The sequence below is a fragment of the Alistipes sp. genome, assembly GCF_048465575.1.
GTDB lineage: Bacteria > Bacteroidota > Bacteroidia > Bacteroidales > Rikenellaceae > Alistipes.
The window spans coordinates 68,267-89,392 of record NZ_DBFWLG010000042.1 but is presented as its reverse complement, the minus strand read 5'-3'; the positions used below and the strand labels follow the sequence as shown (position 1 = coordinate 89,392).

Annotated in this window: 21 protein-coding genes; 7 read left to right on the top strand and 14 right to left on the bottom strand. The window is 62.7% G+C overall.

Annotated features, from left to right (window positions below; translation table 11 throughout):
* Positions 1 to 163: 163 nt before the first annotated feature.
* Both ACMQ11_RS11310 and rlmN read right to left on the bottom strand, forming a co-directional pair.
* On the bottom strand, positions 164 to 586 hold the full coding sequence (locus tag ACMQ11_RS11310; RefSeq protein WP_418992879.1) for a thioredoxin family protein: 423 nt from the start codon (positions 584 to 586) through the stop codon (positions 164 to 166).
* A gap of 55 nt (positions 587 to 641) precedes the next feature.
* Positions 642 to 1,679 (bottom strand): 23S rRNA (adenine(2503)-C(2))-methyltransferase RlmN, encoded by a 1,038-nt coding sequence (gene rlmN / locus ACMQ11_RS11305; RefSeq protein WP_418992878.1) that lies wholly within the window; start codon positions 1,677 to 1,679, stop codon positions 642 to 644.
* A gap of 154 nt (positions 1,680 to 1,833) precedes the next feature.
* Here rlmN and ACMQ11_RS11300 point away from each other — a divergent pair, with 154 nt between their 5' ends.
* From ACMQ11_RS11300 to ACMQ11_RS11275, 6 genes are all read left to right on the top strand, one after another.
* Entirely contained in the window at positions 1,834 to 2,517 is a 684-nt protein-coding gene (locus tag ACMQ11_RS11300) for an energy transducer TonB (RefSeq protein WP_418992877.1), read from the top strand.
* A 448-nt stretch (positions 2,518 to 2,965) separates the two neighbouring features.
* Complete coding sequence (gene hflX, locus ACMQ11_RS11295) at positions 2,966 to 4,180, top strand: GTPase HflX (RefSeq protein WP_418992876.1); 1,215 nt, start codon at positions 2,966 to 2,968, stop codon at positions 4,178 to 4,180.
* Positions 4,181 to 4,199: 19 nt separating this feature from the next.
* Positions 4,200 to 4,856: a uracil phosphoribosyltransferase gene (gene upp, locus ACMQ11_RS11290; protein ID WP_418992875.1), complete on the top strand. Its 657-nt coding sequence runs from the start codon at positions 4,200 to 4,202 to the stop codon at positions 4,854 to 4,856.
* 281 nt (positions 4,857 to 5,137) lie between these two features.
* Positions 5,138 to 6,973 (top strand): LTA synthase family protein, encoded by a 1,836-nt coding sequence (locus ACMQ11_RS11285; RefSeq protein WP_418992874.1) that lies wholly within the window; start codon positions 5,138 to 5,140, stop codon positions 6,971 to 6,973.
* A gap of 81 nt (positions 6,974 to 7,054) precedes the next feature.
* Positions 7,055 to 7,978, top strand: a complete 924-nt coding sequence (locus ACMQ11_RS11280; RefSeq protein ID WP_418992873.1) for a LuxR C-terminal-related transcriptional regulator — start codon at positions 7,055 to 7,057, stop codon at positions 7,976 to 7,978.
* Positions 7,975 to 8,898 carry a cation diffusion facilitator family transporter gene (locus ACMQ11_RS11275; protein WP_418992872.1) on the top strand — a complete coding sequence of 308 codons (924 nt, stop codon included), beginning with the start codon at positions 7,975 to 7,977 and terminating at the stop codon, positions 8,896 to 8,898. Before ACMQ11_RS11280 ends, ACMQ11_RS11275 begins: the two co-directional genes overlap by 4 nt.
* Positions 8,899 to 9,034: 136 nt before the next feature.
* Here ACMQ11_RS11275 and yidD read toward each other — a convergent pair whose 3' ends face one another.
* From yidD to ACMQ11_RS11225, 10 genes are all read right to left on the bottom strand, one after another.
* Positions 9,035 to 9,295 (bottom strand): membrane protein insertion efficiency factor YidD, encoded by a 261-nt coding sequence (yidD, locus tag ACMQ11_RS11270; RefSeq protein ID WP_418992871.1) that lies wholly within the window; start codon positions 9,293 to 9,295, stop codon positions 9,035 to 9,037.
* Positions 9,252 to 9,563, bottom strand: a complete 312-nt coding sequence (locus ACMQ11_RS11265) for a ribonuclease P protein component (protein WP_418993036.1) — start codon at positions 9,561 to 9,563, stop codon at positions 9,252 to 9,254. The genes yidD and ACMQ11_RS11265 overlap by 44 nt, the downstream gene beginning before the upstream one ends.
* Before the next feature lie 145 nt (positions 9,564 to 9,708).
* The gene (locus ACMQ11_RS11260; RefSeq protein ID WP_418992870.1) at positions 9,709 to 10,572 is read right to left on the bottom strand and encodes a uroporphyrinogen-III synthase; all 864 of its coding nucleotides are present in this window, start codon (positions 10,570 to 10,572) and stop codon (positions 9,709 to 9,711) included.
* Between the two features lie 34 nt (positions 10,573 to 10,606).
* Entirely contained in the window at positions 10,607 to 11,626 is a 1,020-nt protein-coding gene (locus tag ACMQ11_RS11255) for a DUF4271 domain-containing protein (RefSeq protein WP_418992869.1), read from the bottom strand.
* Positions 11,623 to 12,807 carry a sensor histidine kinase gene (locus ACMQ11_RS11250; RefSeq protein ID WP_418992868.1) on the bottom strand — a complete coding sequence of 395 codons (1,185 nt, stop codon included), beginning with the start codon at positions 12,805 to 12,807 and terminating at the stop codon, positions 11,623 to 11,625. The genes ACMQ11_RS11255 and ACMQ11_RS11250 overlap by 4 nt, the downstream gene beginning before the upstream one ends.
* Positions 12,808 to 12,856: 49 nt before the next feature.
* Positions 12,857 to 14,518, bottom strand: a complete 1,662-nt coding sequence (locus ACMQ11_RS11245; protein WP_418992867.1) for a S41 family peptidase — start codon at positions 14,516 to 14,518, stop codon at positions 12,857 to 12,859.
* On the bottom strand, positions 14,511 to 14,981 hold the full coding sequence (locus ACMQ11_RS11240; protein WP_418992866.1) for a hypothetical protein: 471 nt from the start codon (positions 14,979 to 14,981) through the stop codon (positions 14,511 to 14,513). Before ACMQ11_RS11240 ends, ACMQ11_RS11245 begins: the two co-directional genes overlap by 8 nt.
* Before the next feature lie 87 nt (positions 14,982 to 15,068).
* Positions 15,069 to 15,950, bottom strand: coding sequence for a 4-hydroxy-3-methylbut-2-enyl diphosphate reductase (locus tag ACMQ11_RS11235; protein ID WP_418992865.1), 882 nt, complete (start codon positions 15,948 to 15,950; stop codon positions 15,069 to 15,071).
* Between the two features lie 158 nt (positions 15,951 to 16,108).
* Entirely contained in the window at positions 16,109 to 16,807 is a 699-nt protein-coding gene (gene cmk, locus ACMQ11_RS11230; RefSeq protein ID WP_418992864.1) for a (d)CMP kinase, read from the bottom strand.
* Positions 16,797 to 17,471 (bottom strand): LysE family translocator, encoded by a 675-nt coding sequence (locus ACMQ11_RS11225; protein ID WP_418992863.1) that lies wholly within the window; start codon positions 17,469 to 17,471, stop codon positions 16,797 to 16,799. The genes cmk and ACMQ11_RS11225 overlap by 11 nt, the downstream gene beginning before the upstream one ends.
* Before the next feature lie 300 nt (positions 17,472 to 17,771).
* Between ACMQ11_RS11225 and ACMQ11_RS11220 the strand changes: the two genes are divergently transcribed.
* Positions 17,772 to 18,077, top strand: coding sequence for a DUF3467 domain-containing protein (locus tag ACMQ11_RS11220; protein WP_418992862.1), 306 nt, complete (start codon positions 17,772 to 17,774; stop codon positions 18,075 to 18,077).
* Between the two features lie 151 nt (positions 18,078 to 18,228).
* Here the strand turns inward: ACMQ11_RS11220 and ACMQ11_RS11215 are convergent, their stop codons facing one another.
* Together ACMQ11_RS11215 and lnt are read right to left on the bottom strand one after the other, a co-directional pair.
* Positions 18,229 to 19,518, bottom strand: coding sequence for a bifunctional folylpolyglutamate synthase/dihydrofolate synthase (locus ACMQ11_RS11215; RefSeq protein WP_418992861.1), 1,290 nt, complete (start codon positions 19,516 to 19,518; stop codon positions 18,229 to 18,231).
* A 9-nt stretch (positions 19,519 to 19,527) separates the two neighbouring features.
* Complete coding sequence (gene lnt / locus ACMQ11_RS11210; protein ID WP_418992860.1) at positions 19,528 to 21,117, bottom strand: apolipoprotein N-acyltransferase; 1,590 nt, start codon at positions 21,115 to 21,117, stop codon at positions 19,528 to 19,530.
* Positions 21,118 to 21,126 lie beyond the last annotated feature (9 nt).

Below are 21,126 nucleotides of genomic sequence, written 5' to 3'. Positions count from 1 at the left end.
CTGCATGGCTCGCTGCGTGGTTCGGCCGCTCCCGGGAGCGCATTGCGTCGTGCTTCGGATGGGGCGTCTGCACTGCACAATAATAAAAACTCCCGGCTTGTCTTGCTCCGGGAGTTTCACGCATGCGGCGGGCTGAGATGCCGGTTTCGGCTCCGGCCGCTCGCTATTGCTGCCTGGCTTTCTGCCGCTCGATAATCGTGCGCAGGTTCTCCATGAACTCCTCGGAGCCCGAGGCGCCCTGGATGCGGCCCAGCAGCTCGCCCGCGGTGTCGAATACGAGGTAGAGGGGGATGGCGCCGCTGCCGTAGCGTTTCAAGAGCTCCCGGCCGGTCGGCTGGTCGGTGTCGTACTTGGCCGCCACAAAGCGTTTGTCCATGAACTCCCCGACATCGCGGCGCGAGAATACATCCCGCTCCATCATCCGGCACGGCGGGCACCACGAAGCATAGAGGTCGATGAAGACCAGTTTGTTCTCCCGGATGGCCATTTCGCGCACGGCGTCCGTCGATTTGGTTTCGAATTTCACCTGGGCCTGCGCCGCGCTGACAACGAAAGCCAGCATGAGGATAAAGATCACTTTTTTCATAGGTCTTTTTTTCGCTCTTCGCTGCAAATTTCTCTCCGCAGGCAATTTTTAATTCTTAATTTTTCATATTCAATTCGGAGGTGCTGAGCAGCCCGCAGGCGGCCTGTATGTCCTCGCCGCGCGAGGCGCGGATGGTGGTCTGGATGCCGCGGGCCGTCAGCGCGTCGCGGAAGCGGATCATCGCCTCCGGAGCGGGCGAGTAGTAGGGCGAACCGGGGATGCGGTGGAAGCGGATCAGGTTGATGCGGCAGCGGATGCCGTTCAGCAGCCGGCAGAGTTCGCGCACATGGCGCGGGGTGTCGTTCAGCCCCTCCATCAGGATGTATTCGAACGAGACGCGGCGCTGGTGGGTAAAATCGTACTGGCGGAGGATCGCGGCGACCTCCGAGATGGGCCAGACCCGCTCGACGGGCATGATCGCCGCCCGCTCGTCGTGGAACGGGTTGTGGAGGCTGACGGCGAGGTGGACGCGCGTGGCGTCGAGCAGGCGCCCGAGTTCGGGAACGACCCCCGCCGTGGAGACGGTCACGCGCGTGGGCGACCAGCCGAACCCCCACTCCGAGGTGATGATTTCGAGTGCGCGCAGCACGTTGTCCGTATTATCCAACGGTTCGCCCATGCCCATGAATACCAGGTTGGTAAGACGGTCGCGTTCGGGCAGCGAGACGATCTGGTTGAGTATCTCGGCCGCCGTGAGCGAGCGCTGCAACCCCTGCCGCCCGGTGGCGCAGAACGTGCAGCCCATGCGGCACCCGGCCTGCGACGAGACGCAGAGCGTGGCCCGCTCGCCGTCGGGAATATAGGCCGTTTCGACGAAATGACCCCCGGAGGTGGCGTAGAGGTATTTGCGCGTGCCGTCCGCCGATTCCGTGACCCGGACGGGGGCTGCGAGCGCCGGGGCGAACTGCGCCGAAAGGCGCTCCCGGTTGGCGGCCGCGAGGTCGGTCATCCGCGCCGGGTCCTCGGTATGGCGCTTGTAGAGCCAGCGGGCGAGCTGCCGGGCCGCGAAGCGGGGCAGTCCCATCCGGTCGCAGAGGACCGTAAGTTCGGTCGGATTTTTGCCGTATAATGTTTCGTGAGGGGTCGTTTCCATCGTGCGGGGTGGTTTGCTGCGGAACAAAAGTAGCCAAAAAATAAAGATTTTTTCGCCCGTGCGTGCGTTTTTGGATTTTTATCTCTATATTTGTGGTGCATAGTGCATCGGTACGCGATTTTTGAAAAGTTAAGAACAATTAAAATTCAAATAGATGGAAATCAAGAAATCACCCAAGGCAGACTTGCAGAACAAGCGGGGTCTGCTGCTCGAAATCGGTTTGATCGTGGCGCTCGGACTCGTCATCGCCGCATTCGCCTACACGCCCAAGGAGCACCGCATCGAGAAAGTCGATCTGAACTACGCTCCCGTCGAGGAGGAGATCACCGAAATTACGCGTCAGGACCAGAAGCCGCCCGAGCCTCCCAAGAAAGTCGAGGTCAAAGTGATCGCCGACCTGTTGCAGGTGGTGACCAACGACACGAAGATCACCACCGAGGTCGATTTCGCCGAGTTCGACGAGAACACGGAGGTGATCCAGCAGGTCGAGGTGGCCGAGGAGGTGGTCGAGGACGACCAGCCGTTCCTGATTGCCGAGACCATGCCCTCGTTCCAGGGCGGCGACCTCAACACGTTCCGCAACTGGGTTCAGACCAACGTCAAGTTCCCGCAGATCGCCCTCGAAAACGGCATTCAGGGCCGTGTGGTCCTCTCGTTCGTGATCGAGAAAGACGGACGTCTGACCAACATCCAGGTGCTTCAGACCCCCGACCGTTCGCTCTCCGAGGCCGCCATCGCCACGCTGAGCAAGTCGCCGCGGTGGACGCCGGGCAAGCAGCGCAACCAGGTGGTCCGCGTGAAATACACGCTGCCCGTCGATTTCCGCGTGCAGAACTGATCCCCGGCTGGGGTGTTTCCTCCCTGGCGGGAGGGGCGGCAGACGATTCCGTGTGGACGGGCCAGCTTTCTTGACGGGCCAGTTTCGGTGGCAGACAAAAAAACAGAAAGAGGGGGCCAGCTTCTGCGGAAGACAAAACCGGAAAGAGAGCTGCTTTTGCGGAAGATAAAAACCGGAAAGAGGCGGCCAACTCCTGCGGAAGACAAACACCGGAAAGAGCGGGCCAGTTTCGCGCTGAGTCAACCGATTTCTGGAGCGCTCGCAATGCAGCCGTTTTCATTGTGTCAGCCGCATGCAGACTTTCCGTCCGCCGGTCGTATTTTGAGGGTATCTCGCTTTCGGGCGGATACCCTCGTTTATAGCATAGAGTTTGCACCCTCTTCGACGGGTGCGGCCTCGGTGCCGCGAAAGGCCGGACAAGCCATATCGCTCATTTAAAAGACGAATTTTGGAAGAAATTAACAACAAGCATACTGCAACCGCCGCACCTGCGGAACGGGAGCGTGCCGTGCTGGTGGCCGTAGTCCGCGACCAGGAGGAACCGCGCCAGACCGAGGAGTTCCTCGACGAACTGGAGTTTCTGGCCGACACGGCCGACATAGGGGTCGTACGCCGCTTTACGCAGCGTCTGGCGCAGCCCTCGGCCCGCATCTATGTGGGGCCGGGCAAACTCGAAGAGATCGCGCAATACTGCCGCGACGAGCAGATCGACGTGGTGATCTTCGACGACGAACTCACCCCCTCGCAGACGCGCAACATCGAAAAGGCGATGCCCTGCCGCATCCTCGACCGCACGCGGCTGATTCTCGACATTTTTCTCAGCCGCGCCCAGACGGCCTATGCCAAGACGCAGGTGCAGCTGGCCAATTACGAGTACATGCTTCCGCGGCTCTCGGGCATGTGGACCCACCTCGAACGCCAGCGGGGCGGCACGGGAACCCGCGGCGGTGCCGGCGAGCGGGAGATCGAGACCGACCGCCGCATCATCCGCAACCGAATCGCCAAGTTGAAAGAGGACCTCAAGAAGATCGACCGCCAGATGGCCGTGCAGCGCTCCAACCGCGGGCAACTGGTCCGTGTGGCGCTGGTGGGCTACACCAATGTGGGCAAGTCGACGCTGATGAACCTCCTCTCCAAAAGCGAGGTTTTCGCCGAAAACAAGCTCTTCGCCACGCTCGACACCACGGTGCGCAAGGTGGTTTTCGACAACCTGCCGTTCCTTTTGTCGGACACCGTGGGGTTCATCCGCAAACTGCCCACCGAGCTGATCGAGTCGTTCAAGTCGACCCTGGATGAGGTGCGCGAAGCCGATCTGCTGCTCCACGTCGTCGATATTTCGCACCCGCAGTTCGAGGAGCAGATCGCTGTCGTCAGTGAGACGTTGCGGGAGATCGGCGCGGGCGACAAACCCGTCTATCTGGTCTTCAACAAGGTCGATGCCTATACCTATGTGAAGAAAGACGAGGACGATCTGACGCCTCCGACGCCCGAGAACCGCTCGCTCGACGACCTGAAGAAGAGTTGGATGGCACACACCGACACCCCCTCGATCTTCCTCTCGGCCCGCGAGCGCACCAACATCGAGAAATTCCGCCAGGACCTCTACGGCATGGTGCGCGAGATACATGCCGGACGCTACCCTTTCAACAACTTCCTCTATTGACCACAAAACCTCACCCATTATGACGTTGCACATCCTGAGCAAGCAGAACACCGTACTGAACAAGTTTATCGCCCAGATCCGCGACAAATCGATCCAGACGGATTCGATGCGTTTCCGCCGCAACCTGGAGCGGATCGGGGAGATCACGGCCTACGAAATCTCCAAAACTTTCGCCTACGAACCCCGCACGGTGGAGACGCCGCTGGGCGAGGCGACGGTCGAGATGATCGACGATCGGGTTGTCGTGGCCACCATCCTCAGGGCCGGGCTGCCCTACCACCAGGGTTTTCTCAACTATTTCGACGATGCCCAGAACGCCTTTGTCTCGGCCTACCGCAAGAGCACCAAAGACGGCAAGTTCAAGGTCAAGGTCGAGTACATCTCGTGCGGCGACCTGGAGGGCAAGACCCTGCTGCTCGTAGACCCGATGCTGGCCACCGGATCGTCGCTCGTGCTGGCCTACAACGCCTTGTGCGAGAAAGGCGGCACGCCGGCGCACACGCACGTGGCGGCCGTGATCGCCTCGGAGCAGGGGATCGACTACGTCGAGAAGAACATGCCGCGCCAGACCACGACCATCTGGGCCGCGGCCGTCGACGAGGAGCTGACCTCGCGCTCCTACATCGTTCCCGGTATCGGGGATGCGGGCGATCTGGCATACGGAGAGAAGATTTGACCTTAAAATTAAGAATTAAAAATTAAGAATTTAAGGTCGGTTTCGCCGCTGCAAGCATCGGTCGTCCGCAACCATCGGGAGCCGAGGAGAGCTGTTCAGCCTCCGGGCTTCGAGGAGTTCCGTCGGTTGCATACTGCAAAAACCGGGAGTGCGGGGCCGGCGAAAGCATCTGAACGGGCCATGAAGTCCCGTTGCCGGCTGCACGACCGAACACCCCGAAGCGGTGCATATCCCGCACGTTCGAGCGCGCGCTCCGGCGGCCGCCGGACCTGTTATAAGAGATGAAGAGAAAAATAGCATTCGTAGTGGCCGTCTTCGCCGCGACGGTCGTACTGATGGCCGTTCAGAAGCCCGTTTTCCTGGCCTACTATGCCTCGCAGGCCGCCGAGGCGGGTGCAGGCGGGTGGTGGCGCGTCGTCTGGCACGGCCTCGCGCTCGACATGACCGTGGCGGGATACGTCACCGCGCTGCCGCTGCTCATGACCCTCACCACATTGTGGGTGCGCGTGCCCGAGCGGGTTTGGCGCGGGGTGCTGACCGGCTATTTCGCGCTGGTGGCGCTGCTGACGGCGTCGATCTTCTCGGTGGACGTCGCGCTCTACGAGCACTGGGGTTTCCGGCTCGACTCGACCCTTTTGATCTACCTCGCGGACCCGCGCGAAGCGATGGCGAGCGTCGATTTCTGGCTCGGGGTGCGTCAGACGCTTCTCTGTGCGGTCTATGCCCTCGTGATCTTCTGGGTCTACCGCCGCGCGATGAGGCTCTTCGATGCGCGTACGCTCCGGTGGCGCGCCGCCCTGCCGTGGACGGTGGGGATGCTGTTGCTGGCCGGACTGGACTTTCTGGCCATCCGCGGCGGGGTGGGGGCTTCGGTGGCCAACGTCTCGAAAGTCTATTTCAGCCCCGACATGTTTCTGAACCATGCCGCCACGAATCCGGTCTTCTCGTTTCTTTCGAGCCTGGGCAACAGCAACGATTATGCTCGGGAGTATCCTTTCTTCGACGAAGCCGAGCGCGCGGAGAAATTCGACGCCCTCCGGGGCAACGGCCCGGCTTCGGGGCCGACCGAGCGGGTGCTCCGCACGACGCGGCCCAATGTGGTGGTCGTGATTCTGGAGAGCTTCGCCCGCACGATCATGGACGCCCAGACGGAGGGCGAACCGGTCATGCCCCGGATGCAGCAACTGAAGCGCGAGGGAATTTGGTTCGAGAATTTCTTTGCCAACTCGTTCCGCACCGACCGGGGCGAGGTGGCCATTCTGAGCGGTTTTCCGGCCCAGACGCGCATCTCGATCATGAAACTCCCCACTAAGAGCCGCAGCCTCCCCTCGCTGGCCCGTTCGCTCGGCCGCGAGGGTTATGCCACGAGTTTCTACTACGGCGGCGACCTGAATTTCACCAACCAGTCCTCCTACATGTATGCGACCGGCTGGCAGCGGCTCGTCTGGCAGAAAGACCTCTCGTTCGACACGCCGCCGGGTGCGTGGGGCTACGACGATGCGCTGATGTGCGACTATTTCGCCCGGGAGGTCATCCGGTTGAACGCCGCCGGGGAGCCGTTCCTCGCGGGGTTGCTGACCCTGAGCAGCCACAAGCCGTTCGAGGTGCCCTATGACCGGGTTGACGACCGGATACTCAATGCTTTCGCTTTCACGGACGAGTGCGTGGGCCGCATGATCGACACGCTTCGCGCCTCGCCGGCGTGGGACAACCTCCTGGTGGTGCTGGTCGCCGACCACGGATTCCCCTATCCGGCCGACCTGGCCTACAATGCGCCTCTGCGCCACCGCATTCCGATGATCTGGACGGGCGGCGCCGTGGCCGCTGCGCGCGCGGTCGGGGAGTACGCCTCGCAGATCGACCTCTGCGCCACGGTGCTCGCGCAGCTCGGGGTCGCACACGACGATTTCGATTACAGCAAGGACCTCTTCGCGCCGTCCCCCCCCCGCAAGTTCGGCTACTATGTCTTCAACGAGGGGTTCGGCGTCGTGGATGCCGACGGCGAGGCCGTGTGGGACGCCACGAGCGACCGGGAGTTGTCGGCCACCAACCCGGCGCTCTTCGACGTGGGACGGACCCTGCTCCAGACGACCTATGTCGATATCGACCGGCGCTGATACCTCGATTTGGGTATTGCGGCCTGTTTCTTGATTGCGTATCTTTGCACCGTTTCGTGAGGTGCTTGAACAGAGAAAGAGATGTATAAAACAGCTTATACCGGAGACGACCGCATGTGCGAGCTGGTCTGCGACCGCTATCCGGTCTTGCAGGTGATGAGCCGCTTCGGCATCGCGCTGGGGTTCGGCGACAAAACCATTGCGGAGGTGTGTACCGAAAACCGGGTCGATACCGCCACGTTTCTGGCGGTGGTCAACCTGCTCCTGTACCCCCGCAACGCGGCCGGATGCTCGGACGAGGTGTCGGTGCGCGCGCTGACCGACTACCTGCAAAACTCCCACCGTTACTTTCTCGACTTCCGCCTGCCTGCCATCCGCCGCAAGCTGATCGAGGCGGTCGATTGCAGCCTGAGCGACGTTTCGATGGCCATCATGCGCTATTTCGACGAGTACGTGGCCGAGGTCCACAAGCACATGGCCTACGAGGAGAAGACCGTTTTCCCCTATGTCGAGGCGCTGCTGGCGGGCGAGAAGCGTTCCGACTACTCGATCGACGTCTTTCGCCGCCACCACGACCAGATCGAGGCGCGGCTGCGCGAGTTGAAGAACATCATCATCAAGTATTACCCCGCGGGCGGCACCAATGAACTGAACGGTGTGCTGTACGATATTTTCACCTGCGAGCAGGAACTCGCGTCGCACAACGCCGTCGAGGACGAGATTTTCATTCCGGCCGTCGAGCGGCTGGCCGTGGACGGGGCCGCCGCTGCGCGCAAGGAGCCGCTGAGCGCCCGCGAGCAGGAGATTATCGTCTGTGTGGTCAAAGGGTTGACCAACAAGCAGATCGCCGATGTGCTCTCGATCTCGACCCACACCGTCATCACCCACCGGCGCAACATCGCCTCGAAATTGCAGATTCACTCGGCCGCGGGGCTGACGATCTACGCCATCGTCAACAAGCTGGTCGACCTGGCCGACATCAAGGACACCATTCCGACGCCATGACACACGATCACAACCATCATCACCACGACCACGCCATCACGTCGCTCAACCGGGCGTTCATCCTGGGCATCGCGCTCAACGTCGGATTCGTCCTGGTCGAATTCGCCGTGGGAATCGCCTACGGCTCGATGGGCCTCCTGTCCGACGCCGGGCACAACCTCTCCGACGTGGCGGGCCTCTTGCTGGCCATGCTCGCGTTCCGCCTGGCCCGGGCGCACGCGACGCCCCGCTATACCTACGGGTACAAGAAGAGCACGGTACTCATCTCGCTTCTGAACTCGGTGATCCTCCTGGTCGCCGTGGGGGTCATCGTCGCCGAGAGCATCGGCCGCATGGTGCATCCGGCGCCGGTCGCGGGCGATGCGATTGCGTGGACGGCGGGCGTCGGGGTCCTCATCAACGGCTTCACGGCCTGGTTGTTCCTCAAGGACAAGGAGCGCGACCTCAACGTCAAGGGCGCCTACCTGCACATGGCCGCCGATGCGCTCGTCTCGGTCGGTGTGCTCGTCTCGGGGCTCGTCATCCGCTGGACGGGGTGGACCTGGATCGATCCCGTCGTGGGCCTTGCGGTCGCCGGGGTGATCGTCGCTTCGGTGTGGTCGCTCACGCGCGACAGCCTGCGCCTGTCGCTCGACGGCGTGCCCCGGGGCATCCGCATCGACGACCTGGAGCGGAAAATGACCGCAGTCGAGGGGGTCGAAGCCGTACACCACATCCATGTCTGGGCCATCAGCACCACCGAGAATGCGTTGACGGCCCATGTCGTGCTCGCACAGGGGGCGCATCCCGAGCCGGCCAAGCGTCGCCTCAAGGAGCTGCTTGCCGCGGCCGGCATCCGTCATGCGACGCTCGAAATGGAGTCCGCGGCGGAGCAGTGCTCCGACCGCTGCGAAAGCGGGTCGGATGAAAAATGCTGCTAAGGTTTAGAACCGGATTTGCGGTATCGGTAAAATGGTACTACTTTTGCGCCCGGTTAACGGAGAAGAATCCAAACAGTGACGCAACGACAGCCTGCCCGAAGCAGGCTGTTTTCGTTTTGTCCGGCCGCACAGATAGTTACGGAACGGGGTCGTAGCCGCTGCCGCCCCAGGGATGGCAGCGCGCCAGCCGCTTCAGAGTGAGCCACAGTCCTTTCACTGGCCCGTACCGGCGCAGCGCTTCGAGCGCATACTGCGAACAGGTCGGCGTGAAGCGGCACGAGGGGGGCGTCAGGGGCGAGATGCAGAGCTGGTAAAAGCGCACCAGCACGATCAGGGGCAGGGCGCAGAGCCGTTTAAAGCTGCTCCACGACCGATTCCAGAATCCGGCGGACGGCATGTTGGATGTGTTTGTACGCAAGCGCTTCCTTCGAGGAGTAGATAAGTGCCAGATCGAGGTTGACGGCGCGGCCCGAGGCGTGGAGGATTTGCTTTTGCAGCCGGTAGGCCTCCTTGGTGCGGCGGCGCAGCAGGTTGCGGCGGTTGGCCCGCTTGTGGAACTTTTTGGGTACCGAGAAGAGCACCTCGACCGACGGCACGGGGTCGGCCTCGGCGAACCAGACGTAGCGGAACGGAAAGATGAAGCCGCTCTGGCCGCTCTCGAAGATGCGCCGCACGGCCCCGAGCGTGCGGAGCCGCTCCGAGTGGGGGAGCGAGCGGTCGGGTCGCGGGGTGACTGGTTCGGGATCGGTCATGGTCGAGGGCTTTTCGTCCGCTCCGCAGCCGTGCACGGGGCCAGGCGCGGGTCGGACGTTATTTGCGGCTGTCGCCCGCAGGCCGGCGCACGCGGCCCTTTTTGAGCAGCTTGTGCTGTTGCGAACGGATGAACTCCTCTTTTTGGGTGTCGGTTTTCAACTGGACCGGAGCGATCGCTTCGCCTCTGCCCACTTTCGAGAGGTAGATGTCGATGGCCTTGACCATCGAGGGGGCTTCGGGGGTCGGCGCATGGGCCAGGACGGTGATGCCGGCGCCGATGGCCGTGCGCAGCGTGCCCTCGCCGAAGACCGCCACGGGGGGCAGGTCGTCTACTCCGAAGCGCGTCACGAGCGTGTTGACATCCGACGGAGAATAGAGCGCCAGCAGGTCGTAGTCCGCCAGTTTTACATCCTCCAGCTCGGCGGCCACCGTGCGGGCCAGGATCACCGGATCGACCGCCAGTTTGAGCTTTTTGAGCGTCTCGGGCAGTTCGGGCTTGTGCGGTTCGCTCAGCGCAAGCAGGAATTTCTCCTCCTTATGCTTGATGATCAGTTCGATGAACGAGGTGAACGTGCCGTCCGAGAACGAAATTTTGCGCTTGCGGTAGACGATGTATTTCTGGAGGTAGAGCGCCACGGCTTCCGTCTGGCAGATGTATTTCATGCTTTCGGGAACGGTGATGCGGGCCTCTTCGCAGATGTGGAAGAAGCTGTCGACCGTCGTGCGCGAGGTGAAGATGACGGCCGTGTGTGTGAGAATCTCGACCCGTTGTGCGCGAAACTCTTTCAGCGACACGCCCTCGACGCGGATGAACGGCTTGTAATCGATCTCGACGTCGTATTTTTGGGACAATTCGTAGAACGGGGACTTTTCGATGACGGCAGGCCTCGGCTGCGAAACCAATACACTCTTCACTTTCAACTGAACCTGTTTTTATGTTGCGTTTGTTGGGGAATCACCTCGCCGCGAGCAGCCACAGCAGACTCAACGGGAAGATTTCCACGGTGCAAAGGTACAAAAACCAATGCAATATTGAAATTTTTTTCGAAATAAACAGATGCAGCGTCTCCCTGAGGTATAAGAGAACCGTTAACAGCAACTCGATGGCAATCACGTAAAACCACACGCTGCCCGTGCCCGGCGGACAGAGCGCGTAGAAGAGCAGCGGGGGCGAGAGGGTGAGGACCACCAGGGCGAAATAGGTGCGTTTGAGAAGGAGCAATTGCCCGGTGAACGGTTGCGAGAGGGTCACCGAGCCCGCGATCCCGAGGGCCGCAGCCTGGTAGAGCATGATGCCCGCGAAAGCGAGCGATGCCCCGAGGAGGAGCAGCAAAACGGCGCTGCGGGGCATGGCCTCCCCCAACGCCCGCGGGATGAACGGATCGCCGTACTTGACGGCGAGGATGCCGACGAAGAGGATGCCCACGGCGGCCGTAACGTGCAGAAAACGGGGCAGGCCGCTGCCGCCCGGATCATCCCCGAGCCGGTTGCCGGTGGCGCCGCCGCGCAGGATGCGGCCCAGGAGGAGACGGATGTCGCCCATGTGGCGGTAGAGCATTAGGGCGTAGGTGGCGGCGAACAGCAGGACAAGGCTCTGGAAGAGGGCGTTCGACGTGAGGGTGGGCGCCGCTGCCCGTGGCGGCGCAGCGGTCGGGGCGGAGGTAGAGAGCGCGCCGAAAACGACGTTGGGGGCGACCGGAAAGTAGCCGTCCTGCAACCGGGGGAGCGTTTGCAGCGAATCGGCGAACTGTCCGGGCAGCGTGTCCGTAGTGACCGTCTCTGCATCGGAAGCGAGGTGCCGCGATGGGGTCGTGCCGGAGAGGGAGTCTGTTGTGGAGGCGCGGCGGGCCGGCGGGATGTTCTGGCGCCGGGAGGAGGGTGCGGCCACGGCGGTGCCGGCGGGCGACGGGAGGGCGCTATCGACCACGGTACGGGTTACCGAATCCGGAGCGGGGTATGTATCGAAAGGGGTCATCCCTCGAAGATGCGTTTGAGCGTGATGCGGATCGTCGTGCCCTTGCCCATCTCGGAGTCGATGACGGCGATCTTACCCTGGTGGTACTCCTCGACGATGCGGCGCGAGAGCGAGAGGCCCAGCCCCCAGCCGCGGGTCTTTGTCGTGAATCCCGGTTCGAAGATTCGTTTCCAGTTCCCCTTGGGAATGCCCTTGCCCGTGTCGCGCACGTCGATCATCACGTGGCGGTCGTCGGACGAGATCCTGACGTCGATGGCCCCGTGCCCTTGCAGGGCGTCGAGCGAGTTCTTCATCAGGTTCTCTACGACCCACTCGAAGAGCGCCGCGTTGATGTTGGCCTGCACGGGGGCGATGGCCAGCCCGTTGTAGTCGAGCGTGACGTTGCGGGGGATGCGCTTGCGGAAATACATGACCGATTCGCCCACCACCTCGTTGATGTTGGCCGGCGTGAGCGGCGTTTCGGAGCCGATCTTCGAGAAGCGGTCCACGATCTTCATCAGGTGCGTGAGGTCCTTCTGCATCTCCTCGACGGCCCCCTGGTCGACGGGTTGCGAGCGCAGGTACTCGATCCACCCCAGCAGCGACGAGGTGGGCGTGCCCAACTGGTGGGCGGTCTCCTTGGCCAGCCCGATCCAGACGCGGTTCTGCTCGTCGTGCTTCGACGAGCGGAAAGCGATGAACCCGAGGGCCATGAATGCCGCGATGACCAGAATCTGGATGTAGGGGAAATAGTAGAGCGATTTCAGGAGGGCCGATTTGCCGTAGAAGATGATGTGGTAGTGGTCGTTGGTCCACCACAACTTGACCGTCAAGGGGGTGTTCTCCTCCGAAAGTTTGTAGATGTAGCGGCGCAGCCGGTCGGGGTGGTCGATGATCTTGTCCGGAATCAGGTGCGACTTGATGACCTCGAGGTTCTCGTTGGTGATGATGAACGGGATGTTGTTGTTGTTCGAGATAAGGTCTTCGACCAGCGGGTCCGTCGCCTGGATCGTGCCGCCCAGCACGTCGCGGTTCACCCGTTCCATCGCATGGGCCCACAGCGCCACGTCGTGCTGCTCCTTTTCCTTGAGCCGCTGGGCCATGTTGTTGGTATAGAGGAGCGAAAGCGCCCCCAGCAGGATGCCCACGACGATCACCACCACACGGTTGCGGAACGAGAAGAGGTCGCGGCGGATTTTCATGGTCTTCGGTTTTTCGATGTTTTTTCGGCCGGCGTGCGGCTGAGCGGATTTACTTGCGGCGGGTGTCCTGTCGGGTGAGAATCCGGCGGTACTCCTCGCCGTTGCCGAGCACCCCGGCGGCACGTGCGACCTCCGGGTCGCCGACCAGTGCGTGCTCAATGACCCCGGCCGAGTAGCCGTGGCGCAGGACGATGTCGTTGTTGATCGACTCGATGATCTGCGCGCGGTAGGTTTCGAGGTTGGTCTGCGTGTCGTCCCGCAGCTCGGCCTCGATGGAGGCGATCTGCTGCTCGATCTGCCCGAAGCGGTCGCTTTTGGCCGCTTCCTTGAGCTTTTTAAGCACCCGGCGCGTGTCCGACTCGTAGGGGACCTCTTTCTCTTTCATGAACTCCGCGAAATCGGTGTAATCCCGGTCGGTGATCGAGAACGTGCGGATGTCGATCTGCTGTCCGGGGTAGCGGCGCATGTATTCGTCGCCGAAATCCTCGATGAAGCCCAGGGTGTAGAGCGTCGCGGCGAAGCGGCTGATGTACTCCGGGTCGGTCGGGATGTCGGGCATGACGCCCCCTCCGTCGTAGACCTTGCGGCCGGCGCGGGTCGCGTACTCCCGGATGAGCGAGTCGGGCACGGCGCCGACCGACCCTTGCTGCGAGTGGGAGTAGTCGATGGCCTGGATGCAGCGGCCCGAGGGGATGTAATATTTCGCCGTCGTGAGCTTGAGCATGGCGTTGTAACCGACGGGCCGCGTGGACTGCACCAACCCCTTGCCGAACGTGCGCTGGCCGACGAGCACCGCGCGGTCGAGGTCCTGCAAGGCCCCCGAGACGATCTCGGCGGCCGAGGCCGAACTGCCGTTCACCAGCACGGCCAGCGGCAGGTCGGGGAAGAGCGGCTCGGACGCCGTGCGGTAGGTCTGCTTCGACTCCTCGGTGCGGCCCTTGGTGCTGACCACCTCGGTGCCCTTGGGGACGAACATGCCCAATATCTTCACCGCCTCCTGCATGATGCCGCCGCCGTTGGAGCGGTAGTCGAGCACGAGCCCTTTCAACTCGCCCTCGGCCCGCAGCCGCTCGATGGCAGCGCGCATCTCCTCGTAGCTGCCCTCGGTGAAATCGCTGTGGCGGACGTAGCCGATGCCCTCGGCCACCCACCCGGCATAAGGTACGCCGGGAATGGCGATGCGTTCGCGCCGGAGCGTGACGGTCTCGCGGCTCCCGTCGAGGTGCTCGACCGTGACGCTGACCTTGCTGCCGGGGTCTCCTTTCAGCCGCGAGGAGACCTGCTCGACGGTGAACCCCCGCGTGTCGGTGCCGTCGATGGCAACGATCTTGTCGCCGATCTTCAGCCCGGCCCGGTCGGCGGGCGAACCGGCATAGGGCTGGGCGATACGCACGTAGTCCTCTTTCTGGCGGATGAGCGAACCCACACCGCCGTATTTGCCCGTGGTGAGCAGTTCGAAAGCCGAAAGCTCCTCTTCGGGAATGTACTCCGTGTAGGGGTCCAGGTCGCGGACCATGCCGGCGGCGGCGCCCTCCATCAGGCGGTCCGGGTCCACCGGGTCGACATAACCCAGCGACAATTCGCGCATCATGTTGACCGCGATCTCCATGTTGCGGCCCAGCCCGAAATCGTTGCGGGAGGCGAAGATCGAGAGTGCGGCGACGGCCGCCAGGGTCGCCGCCAGCAAAAAGCGGTATTTGGTTCTAATCATTTCCAGTCATTTGTATGTACGATTCGAGCCGGTACTGCACCCGGGCCACACCGCGGCGGATGCCGTCCAGGACGATCCGGTCGTCCTGCTGCGTAACCCGTATCTCGTCTTCCCAGAGCAGCATCAGCCGGTGCACGAAACCCTTGGCGCGGAACGTCATCACGCCCCCGTGCTCGTCGTGCAGCGAAAAGCCTGCCGAAAGAAAGGCGTTGACGATCTGCTCCCGGTTGCGGACCACGTCGCCCTCGACCTTGCGGACCACGAACCCGAAACGGGGGTAGAACGCTGCCAGAAGAACGATCATCGCCGGCAGCAGCACGCCGCGCGGGGTGTGGAACATGACGTAAAAGGTCTCGCCCGGGGTCAGCGTCGCCCAGCCCAAGGTGCGGTTGAGCACCATGAGGGCCGCACATAGAACGCAGAGGGCCAGAAAATATTTTGCAGAACGGATTGCGTATTTCATACGAAATTGAGAATTAAAAATTAAGAATTAAAAATTGGACGGGCGGTGACAGAAATGGGCAGAACTCTTTTCGAAAGTATGAATTTTTCATTTTTCATTTTTCATTCTTAATTGCAATGCGCCGATTGCATCGGCACATTGCTTCATCAGCCATTTCGGGGTCGAGGTGGCGCCGCAGATACCCACCGATTCCGCTCCGGCAAACCACGCCGGGTCGATCTCGGCCGCCTCCTCGACCTGATGGGTGCGGGGATTGGCCGCGCGGCACACCTCGTAGAGGACCTTGCCGTTGGAGGATTTGCGGCCCGAGACGAAGACCACGGCGTCGAAGCGGCGGGCGAACCCGGACAGGTGCTCCTCGCGGTTGGAGACCTGGCGGCAGATCGTGTCGTCGATCCGAACGGAGTCGGGATCGGCGGCCCGGCGGCGCATCTCGTCCCCCAGCCGCTCGAACAAAGCGATGCTCTGCGTGGTCTGCGAGAGGAAATAGAGGGGCCGCGAAAAGTCGATCCGCTCGAGGTCCTCCGCGCCTTCGATCACCAGCGTCGGCGCGGCGACCTGCCCCGTGAGCCCCACCACCTCGGCGTGGCCCCGTTTGCCCAGGATCACGACCTGCCCGCCGACGGCGCGCATCCGCTCGTGGGCCCGGACCACCCGCGCCTGGAGGCGCGCGACCACCGGACAGGTGGCGTCGATCACCTCGATACCCAGCTTCCGGGCCCTCGCAAAGGTGGTCGGCGGTTCGCCGTGGGCCCGGATAAAGAGGCGGCAGCCCCCGAGCTGCGGCATGTCGGCATGGGTCACCGTCCGCAGCCCCAGCCGCTCGAGCCGCTGCACCTCGACGCGGTTGTGCACGATGTCGCCGAGCGAGTAGACCGTACCCCTGCCCGCGAGGGCCTTTTCGGCCTCGGTGATCGCCCGGACAACGCCGAAGCAAAAACCCGATTTATCATCAATCTCTATTAGCATCCCGAATGTGAGTCGCCCTTTTTCGCTGCCGAGCGCTGTCCTCGCGGCGTTCCGCCGCGTTTCCAATTCCGACCCCGCCCCAAACCCCTCCCTCGGGGAGGGGCTTCGTGCCGCAAGCGGCAAAATCGTCGCTTCGGAAAGTCGGTAATTTTTAATTCTTAATTTTTCATTTTTAATTGCAGCAGATCCATGAACCACGCCATCTGCTCCTCGACGGTCATGCGGCTGTTGTCGAGCACCAGGGCGTCGTCGGCCCGGCGCAGGGGCGAAATGGCGCGGCCCGAGTCGGCCCTGTCCCGTTCGCGGACGTTGCGTTCGATTTCGTCGAGCGTTACGTGCTGCCCCTTGGCGCACAGTTCGTCGTAGCGGCGGCGGGCCCTGACGGCAGGGTCGGCCGTCATGAAGATTTTCAGTTCGGCGTCGGGGAAGACCACCGTGCCGATGTCGCGGCCGTCCATCACCACCCCGCGGCGGCGTCCCATCTCCTGCTGCATGGCCACCAACTTGCGGCGCACGGCCGGGATGGCGCTCACACGGCTCACGCAGTTCGAGACCTCGATGGTGCGGATCCGGCCCTCGACCAGCTCGCCGTTGACGTAGATGTCGCTGGCGCCGCGCTCGGGGTTGAAGCGGAACGTGATGGCGATTTGGTCGAGCAGTGCGACGACGGCCTCCTCGTCGACGATGCCCGAGCGGATGGCGCCGTGCTCCAGGGCGTAGAGCGTCACGGCGCGGTACATGGCGCCCGTGTCGATGAAGATGTATCCCAGACGTGCCGCGATGGCCTTGGCGAACGTGCTCTTGCCGCACGAGGAGTGGCCGTCGATGGCGATGATGATTTTGCGGTTATCCGACATTGGGGAAAATATCAAAGAAAGTCGATAAGATGGTGTAGATTCCGATGACGCCGATGATGAGCCCCGCCACGTGGTTGATCGTCAGCATGTGGCGCGGACGGAACCGGCGGCGGAAGAGGTTGATGACGTAGGCCAGCAGGGTCCACCAGGCGGCCGCGCCGCCGAAGAAGCCCGCGATGACGAACACCGAGCGCACGAAAGCGCCGAACGTGTGGCCCGCCATGTCGCCCCCGGAGATTTTGAAGACGGCGAAAAAGGCGAGGATGTAGGGGATCACCATGATGAAATTGGCGATCGTGAGACCGAAGATCGAGGCGAAATCCTGCCACAGCGAGGTCTTGCCCGCGCGGTTGCGGCGGATCTGCGGCACGGGGTTCTGCGCGAAGATGTAGACTCCGACGATCACCACGAAGATGCCTCCGACCACCCTGAGCAGGGTGTTGTACTGTTCGATCTGGGTTTCGAGGATCGAGTAGAAGAACAGCGCGGCCATGGCCATGAACGTGTCGGCGCAGGCGACGCCCAGGCCCGAAACGATGCCCGAGCGGCGGCTTTTGGAGAGCGTGCGCTGAATGCACAGCACCGCCACGGGGCCGACGGTGATCGATGCCGCTACGCCCACGCAGATGCCGCGGAGGAGGACTTCCAGAATTTCGAATGCCATTTTTCTCGCCTTACGCTGTTGTTTGTGTTCGCGGTTACCCTGTACGATGGGGGCACCCTGTCCGTACGGAGGATAAACCTGTGCAAAGATAATACATGCCCGTGGCAGAACCAAATTTATTTGCTCGGCACCGGATCGGGTGCGGGTCGCACGAAAGGCGGGAACGGGTGTGCGATAAGGGCGCGAAAAATGGTCGCAACGGGCTCTTATGTTGATAAATTATCGAAAACTTTGGCCGCACTGTTGCATATCGATCCCGTAAAACGGGTACATTTGTACCATACAACTTTTTTGAAGCCTATGGCAGAGATGAAACAATTCGGACTCGACGTTGAGCTCGACGACGAGGTGGCGCAGGGTCACTATTCGAATCTGGCGATCATATCCCACTCCACCTCGGAGTTCATCCTCGACTTTGCGACGGTGCTGCCGGGCGTGGAGAAGGCGCGCGTCAAGAGCCGGGTGATCCTCACGCCCGAGCATGCCAAGCGGCTGCTGCGCTCGTTGCAGGAGAATATCGTACGGTACGAGTCGTCGATCGGCAAGATCGAGATTCCCTCGCCGCAGCCCACGCCCGAAACGGGGCCGAAAATGGGAGAAGCATAGCCGCAGACTCGGCTATGCTTCTCCCATGATTAAGAATGAAAAATGAAGAATTGCCCGGTAACTGTTTCGGACAGCTGATTTTTAATTTTTAATTTTTCATTCTCAATTTTTAATTGTCGTAGCAGAGGCCTTGTAAACCGGTTTTTCCGGTTTACAAGGCCTCTGCTACGACGTAGGTGCTTCCGCCGATGAAGATCATGTCCTCCTGAGCGGCCAGTTCCCGGGCGCGGGCCACGGCGGCCGGAACCTCGGGGACGGCTTCGCCCCTGAGGCCGTAAATCGCGGCCTTAGCCGTCAGCTCCGCCGCGGGCAGGGCACGCTCGGTTCGGGCCTGGGTGAAGATGTAGTGGGCGTCGCGGGGCAGCAGCGGCAGGATGTGGGCCAGGTCCTTATCGCGCACGAATCCGATCACGCAGTAGAGCGCCCGGTGGGGCGTCGCACGGATCTGCTCGGCCACGCAGGCGATCCCGTGGGCGTTGTGGCCCGTGTCGCAGATCGTGAGGGGCTTGTCCGAGAGCTGCTGCCAGCGGCCGCGGAGCGAGGTGTGGGCTGCGGCGTTGCGCACGCCCTCCAGAAAGGCGCGGCGCGAAATGGTCAGCGGGGTCTCCTGGTGCAGAAAGTCGCAGGTGGTCGAGGCGGTGATGATGTTGTGCCGCTGGTAGGTGCCCGCAAGGTCGACGCGCAAGTCGAAGCGGTGGCCGTCGCGTGTGCGCCGCACGCGGAAGAGCTGGCCGGCGCCCTCGCTCAGCTGCTCGTCGCAGGCGAACTCCTCTTCGGCGTAGACCACCTTGGACTTGTTGGCGGCGGCGGCCTGCTCGATCACAGTGTTGTAGCGCGCATCGCCCTCTCCGACCACCACCGGGATGCTCTTCTTGATGATCCCCGCCTTTTCGGCGGCGATCTTCTGCAACGTGTCGCCCAGCAGCGCGGTATGGTCCATGCCGATGTTCGTGATGACGCTCACGATCGGGACGATCAGGTTCGTGGCGTCGAGCCGCCCGCCCAGCCCCGTTTCGATCACGGCCACCTCGACATCGCTCTGCGCGAAATAGTCGAACGCCATGGCCGCGGTCATCTCGAAGAACGACAACTCGAGCTCGACCATCTTCTGGTGGTGCTTGTCCACGAAATTGACCACTTTCTGCTTGGGGATCATCTCGCCGTCGACCCGGATGCGTTCGCGGAAATCCTGCAAATGGGGCGAGGTGAAGAGGCCCGTGCGATAGCCCGCCTGCTGGAGGACCGATGCGATGATGTGCGAGACGGAGCCCTTGCCGTTGGTCCCGGCCACGTGGATCGTGAAGAAGTTGCGCTGGGGGTTGCCCATGTGGCGGCAGAATGCGACGATACGCTCCAATCCCGGTTTGTAGGCCGTCGCGCCTTTCGATTCGAATGCGGGCAGCGACTGGAAGAGGAATTCGAGGGTCTGGGTGTAGTTCATAGCGGGGGTTTATTTGACGAGGTAATGCTTCTTTTTGACCCGGTAGGCGATGTAGTAGAGCACCGAGAGCAGCAACAGGTATTCGGCGATGCGGCCCAGGTAGTCGCCGTAGCGGGTGTAGAACGTGAGGGAGGAGTTGAGCGGCACGGCGGCCGTCAGCACGCCGCGCTCCTCCCAGCCGAGGGTCGCGCCCACGTCGCCGCGCGCCGAGATGAAGCCCGAGCGGCCGGTGTTGGCCGCGCGCGCTACGGCACGGCGGTGCTCGATGGCCCTCAGGCGCGAGATCGTGAACAGGTGCTTGTAGCCGGGCGTATCGCCCCACCAGCCGTCGTTGGAGATGATGGCCATGAATTGCGCCCCGCGGCGGACGAAATCGCCGTAGAAATCGCCGTAGAGACCCTCGTAACAGATTGCGGGTCCGGCTTTGACCCCTGCGTGTTCGAACGCGGTGCCGCCCTGCCCGACGCCCAACTGCCCCAGCGTGCCGCCCAGGTCGATGACCAGGAAATCGAGCAGCTCGAAGAGCCACGGCAGCGGGGTCTTTTCCACCCCGATTACCAGCCGTCCCTTGTGGTGGAGCTGCGTGCGGCCCGCGGAGTCGAGCCCCACGGCCGTGTTGTAGATGTCGTAATAGCTGCCGTCCGCGGGGTTGCGGCGCGCCGTGCGGCTCTGTGCTCCGGCTTCGTATCGCCGCCGGGTGTTGGCCCCGGTGATGAGCAGCGCCCCCGGATGCGACCGCCGCAGGCTGTCGGTCAGCTCGCGCCAGTAGGGCCCCGGCTCCGTAGTGAACCACCAGTCCGAGAGTCCCGGTTCCCAGTAGTAGCCCGGCACGGCGGTCTCGGGCAGCAGGATGAACTCGGACGAGGCGGGCACCTCGGCGAGCAGGGAGACGATGTTGCGCTCCTGCCGCTCGGCATCGTCGTGGAACTTGCTGTAACAGTCGACGTTGGGTTGGATGAGGCTCACCTCGACGCTCCCTTCGTCGGGCTGCTCCCAGCTCCACCAGACGGCAAGCGAGGCGGCCAGCGGCAGCAGCAGCGAGCAGGCCGCCGCGATCCAGCGCCCCGCGCTGCGGCGGGCCCGGAGGGCTTCGAAGAGGAGGATGTTCGCTACCAGTACCCAGAGCGAACCGCCGAAGACGCCCGTCCATTCGTACCACTGCACGGCCCACACCTCGTGCGAGAAGCCGTTGCCCAGAATGAGCCAGGGCCATGAGAACTCGCCCACGGTGTACCAGTATTCGGTGGCGATCCACGCGGCGGCGAGCGTGGTGTAGGCCAGCGCCTTGGGGGCGTGTTTCGAGACGGTGTGGAACGTCATGAAGGCGATCATGTTCAGCGTCGTGGAGGCCAGCGTGGCGGCCACGGGACCCACGGGCGTGGCATACCAGATCCACCAGACGGTCGCCGCATTCCACAGCGCGAAAGCGAGGGCCGCCCAGCCGAACATGCGCCACCACGAGCGGCGCGAAGCGTCGTAGGTGGAGCTGATCCAGAGCAGGGGCACCAGCGCCGCGAAGAGCGTCAGCCCCGTCAGGGAGAGCCATCCGCCAGAGAGCAGAACGACCGAACCGATTACCGCCGCGAGTCTACGGAACATGGAGATGCG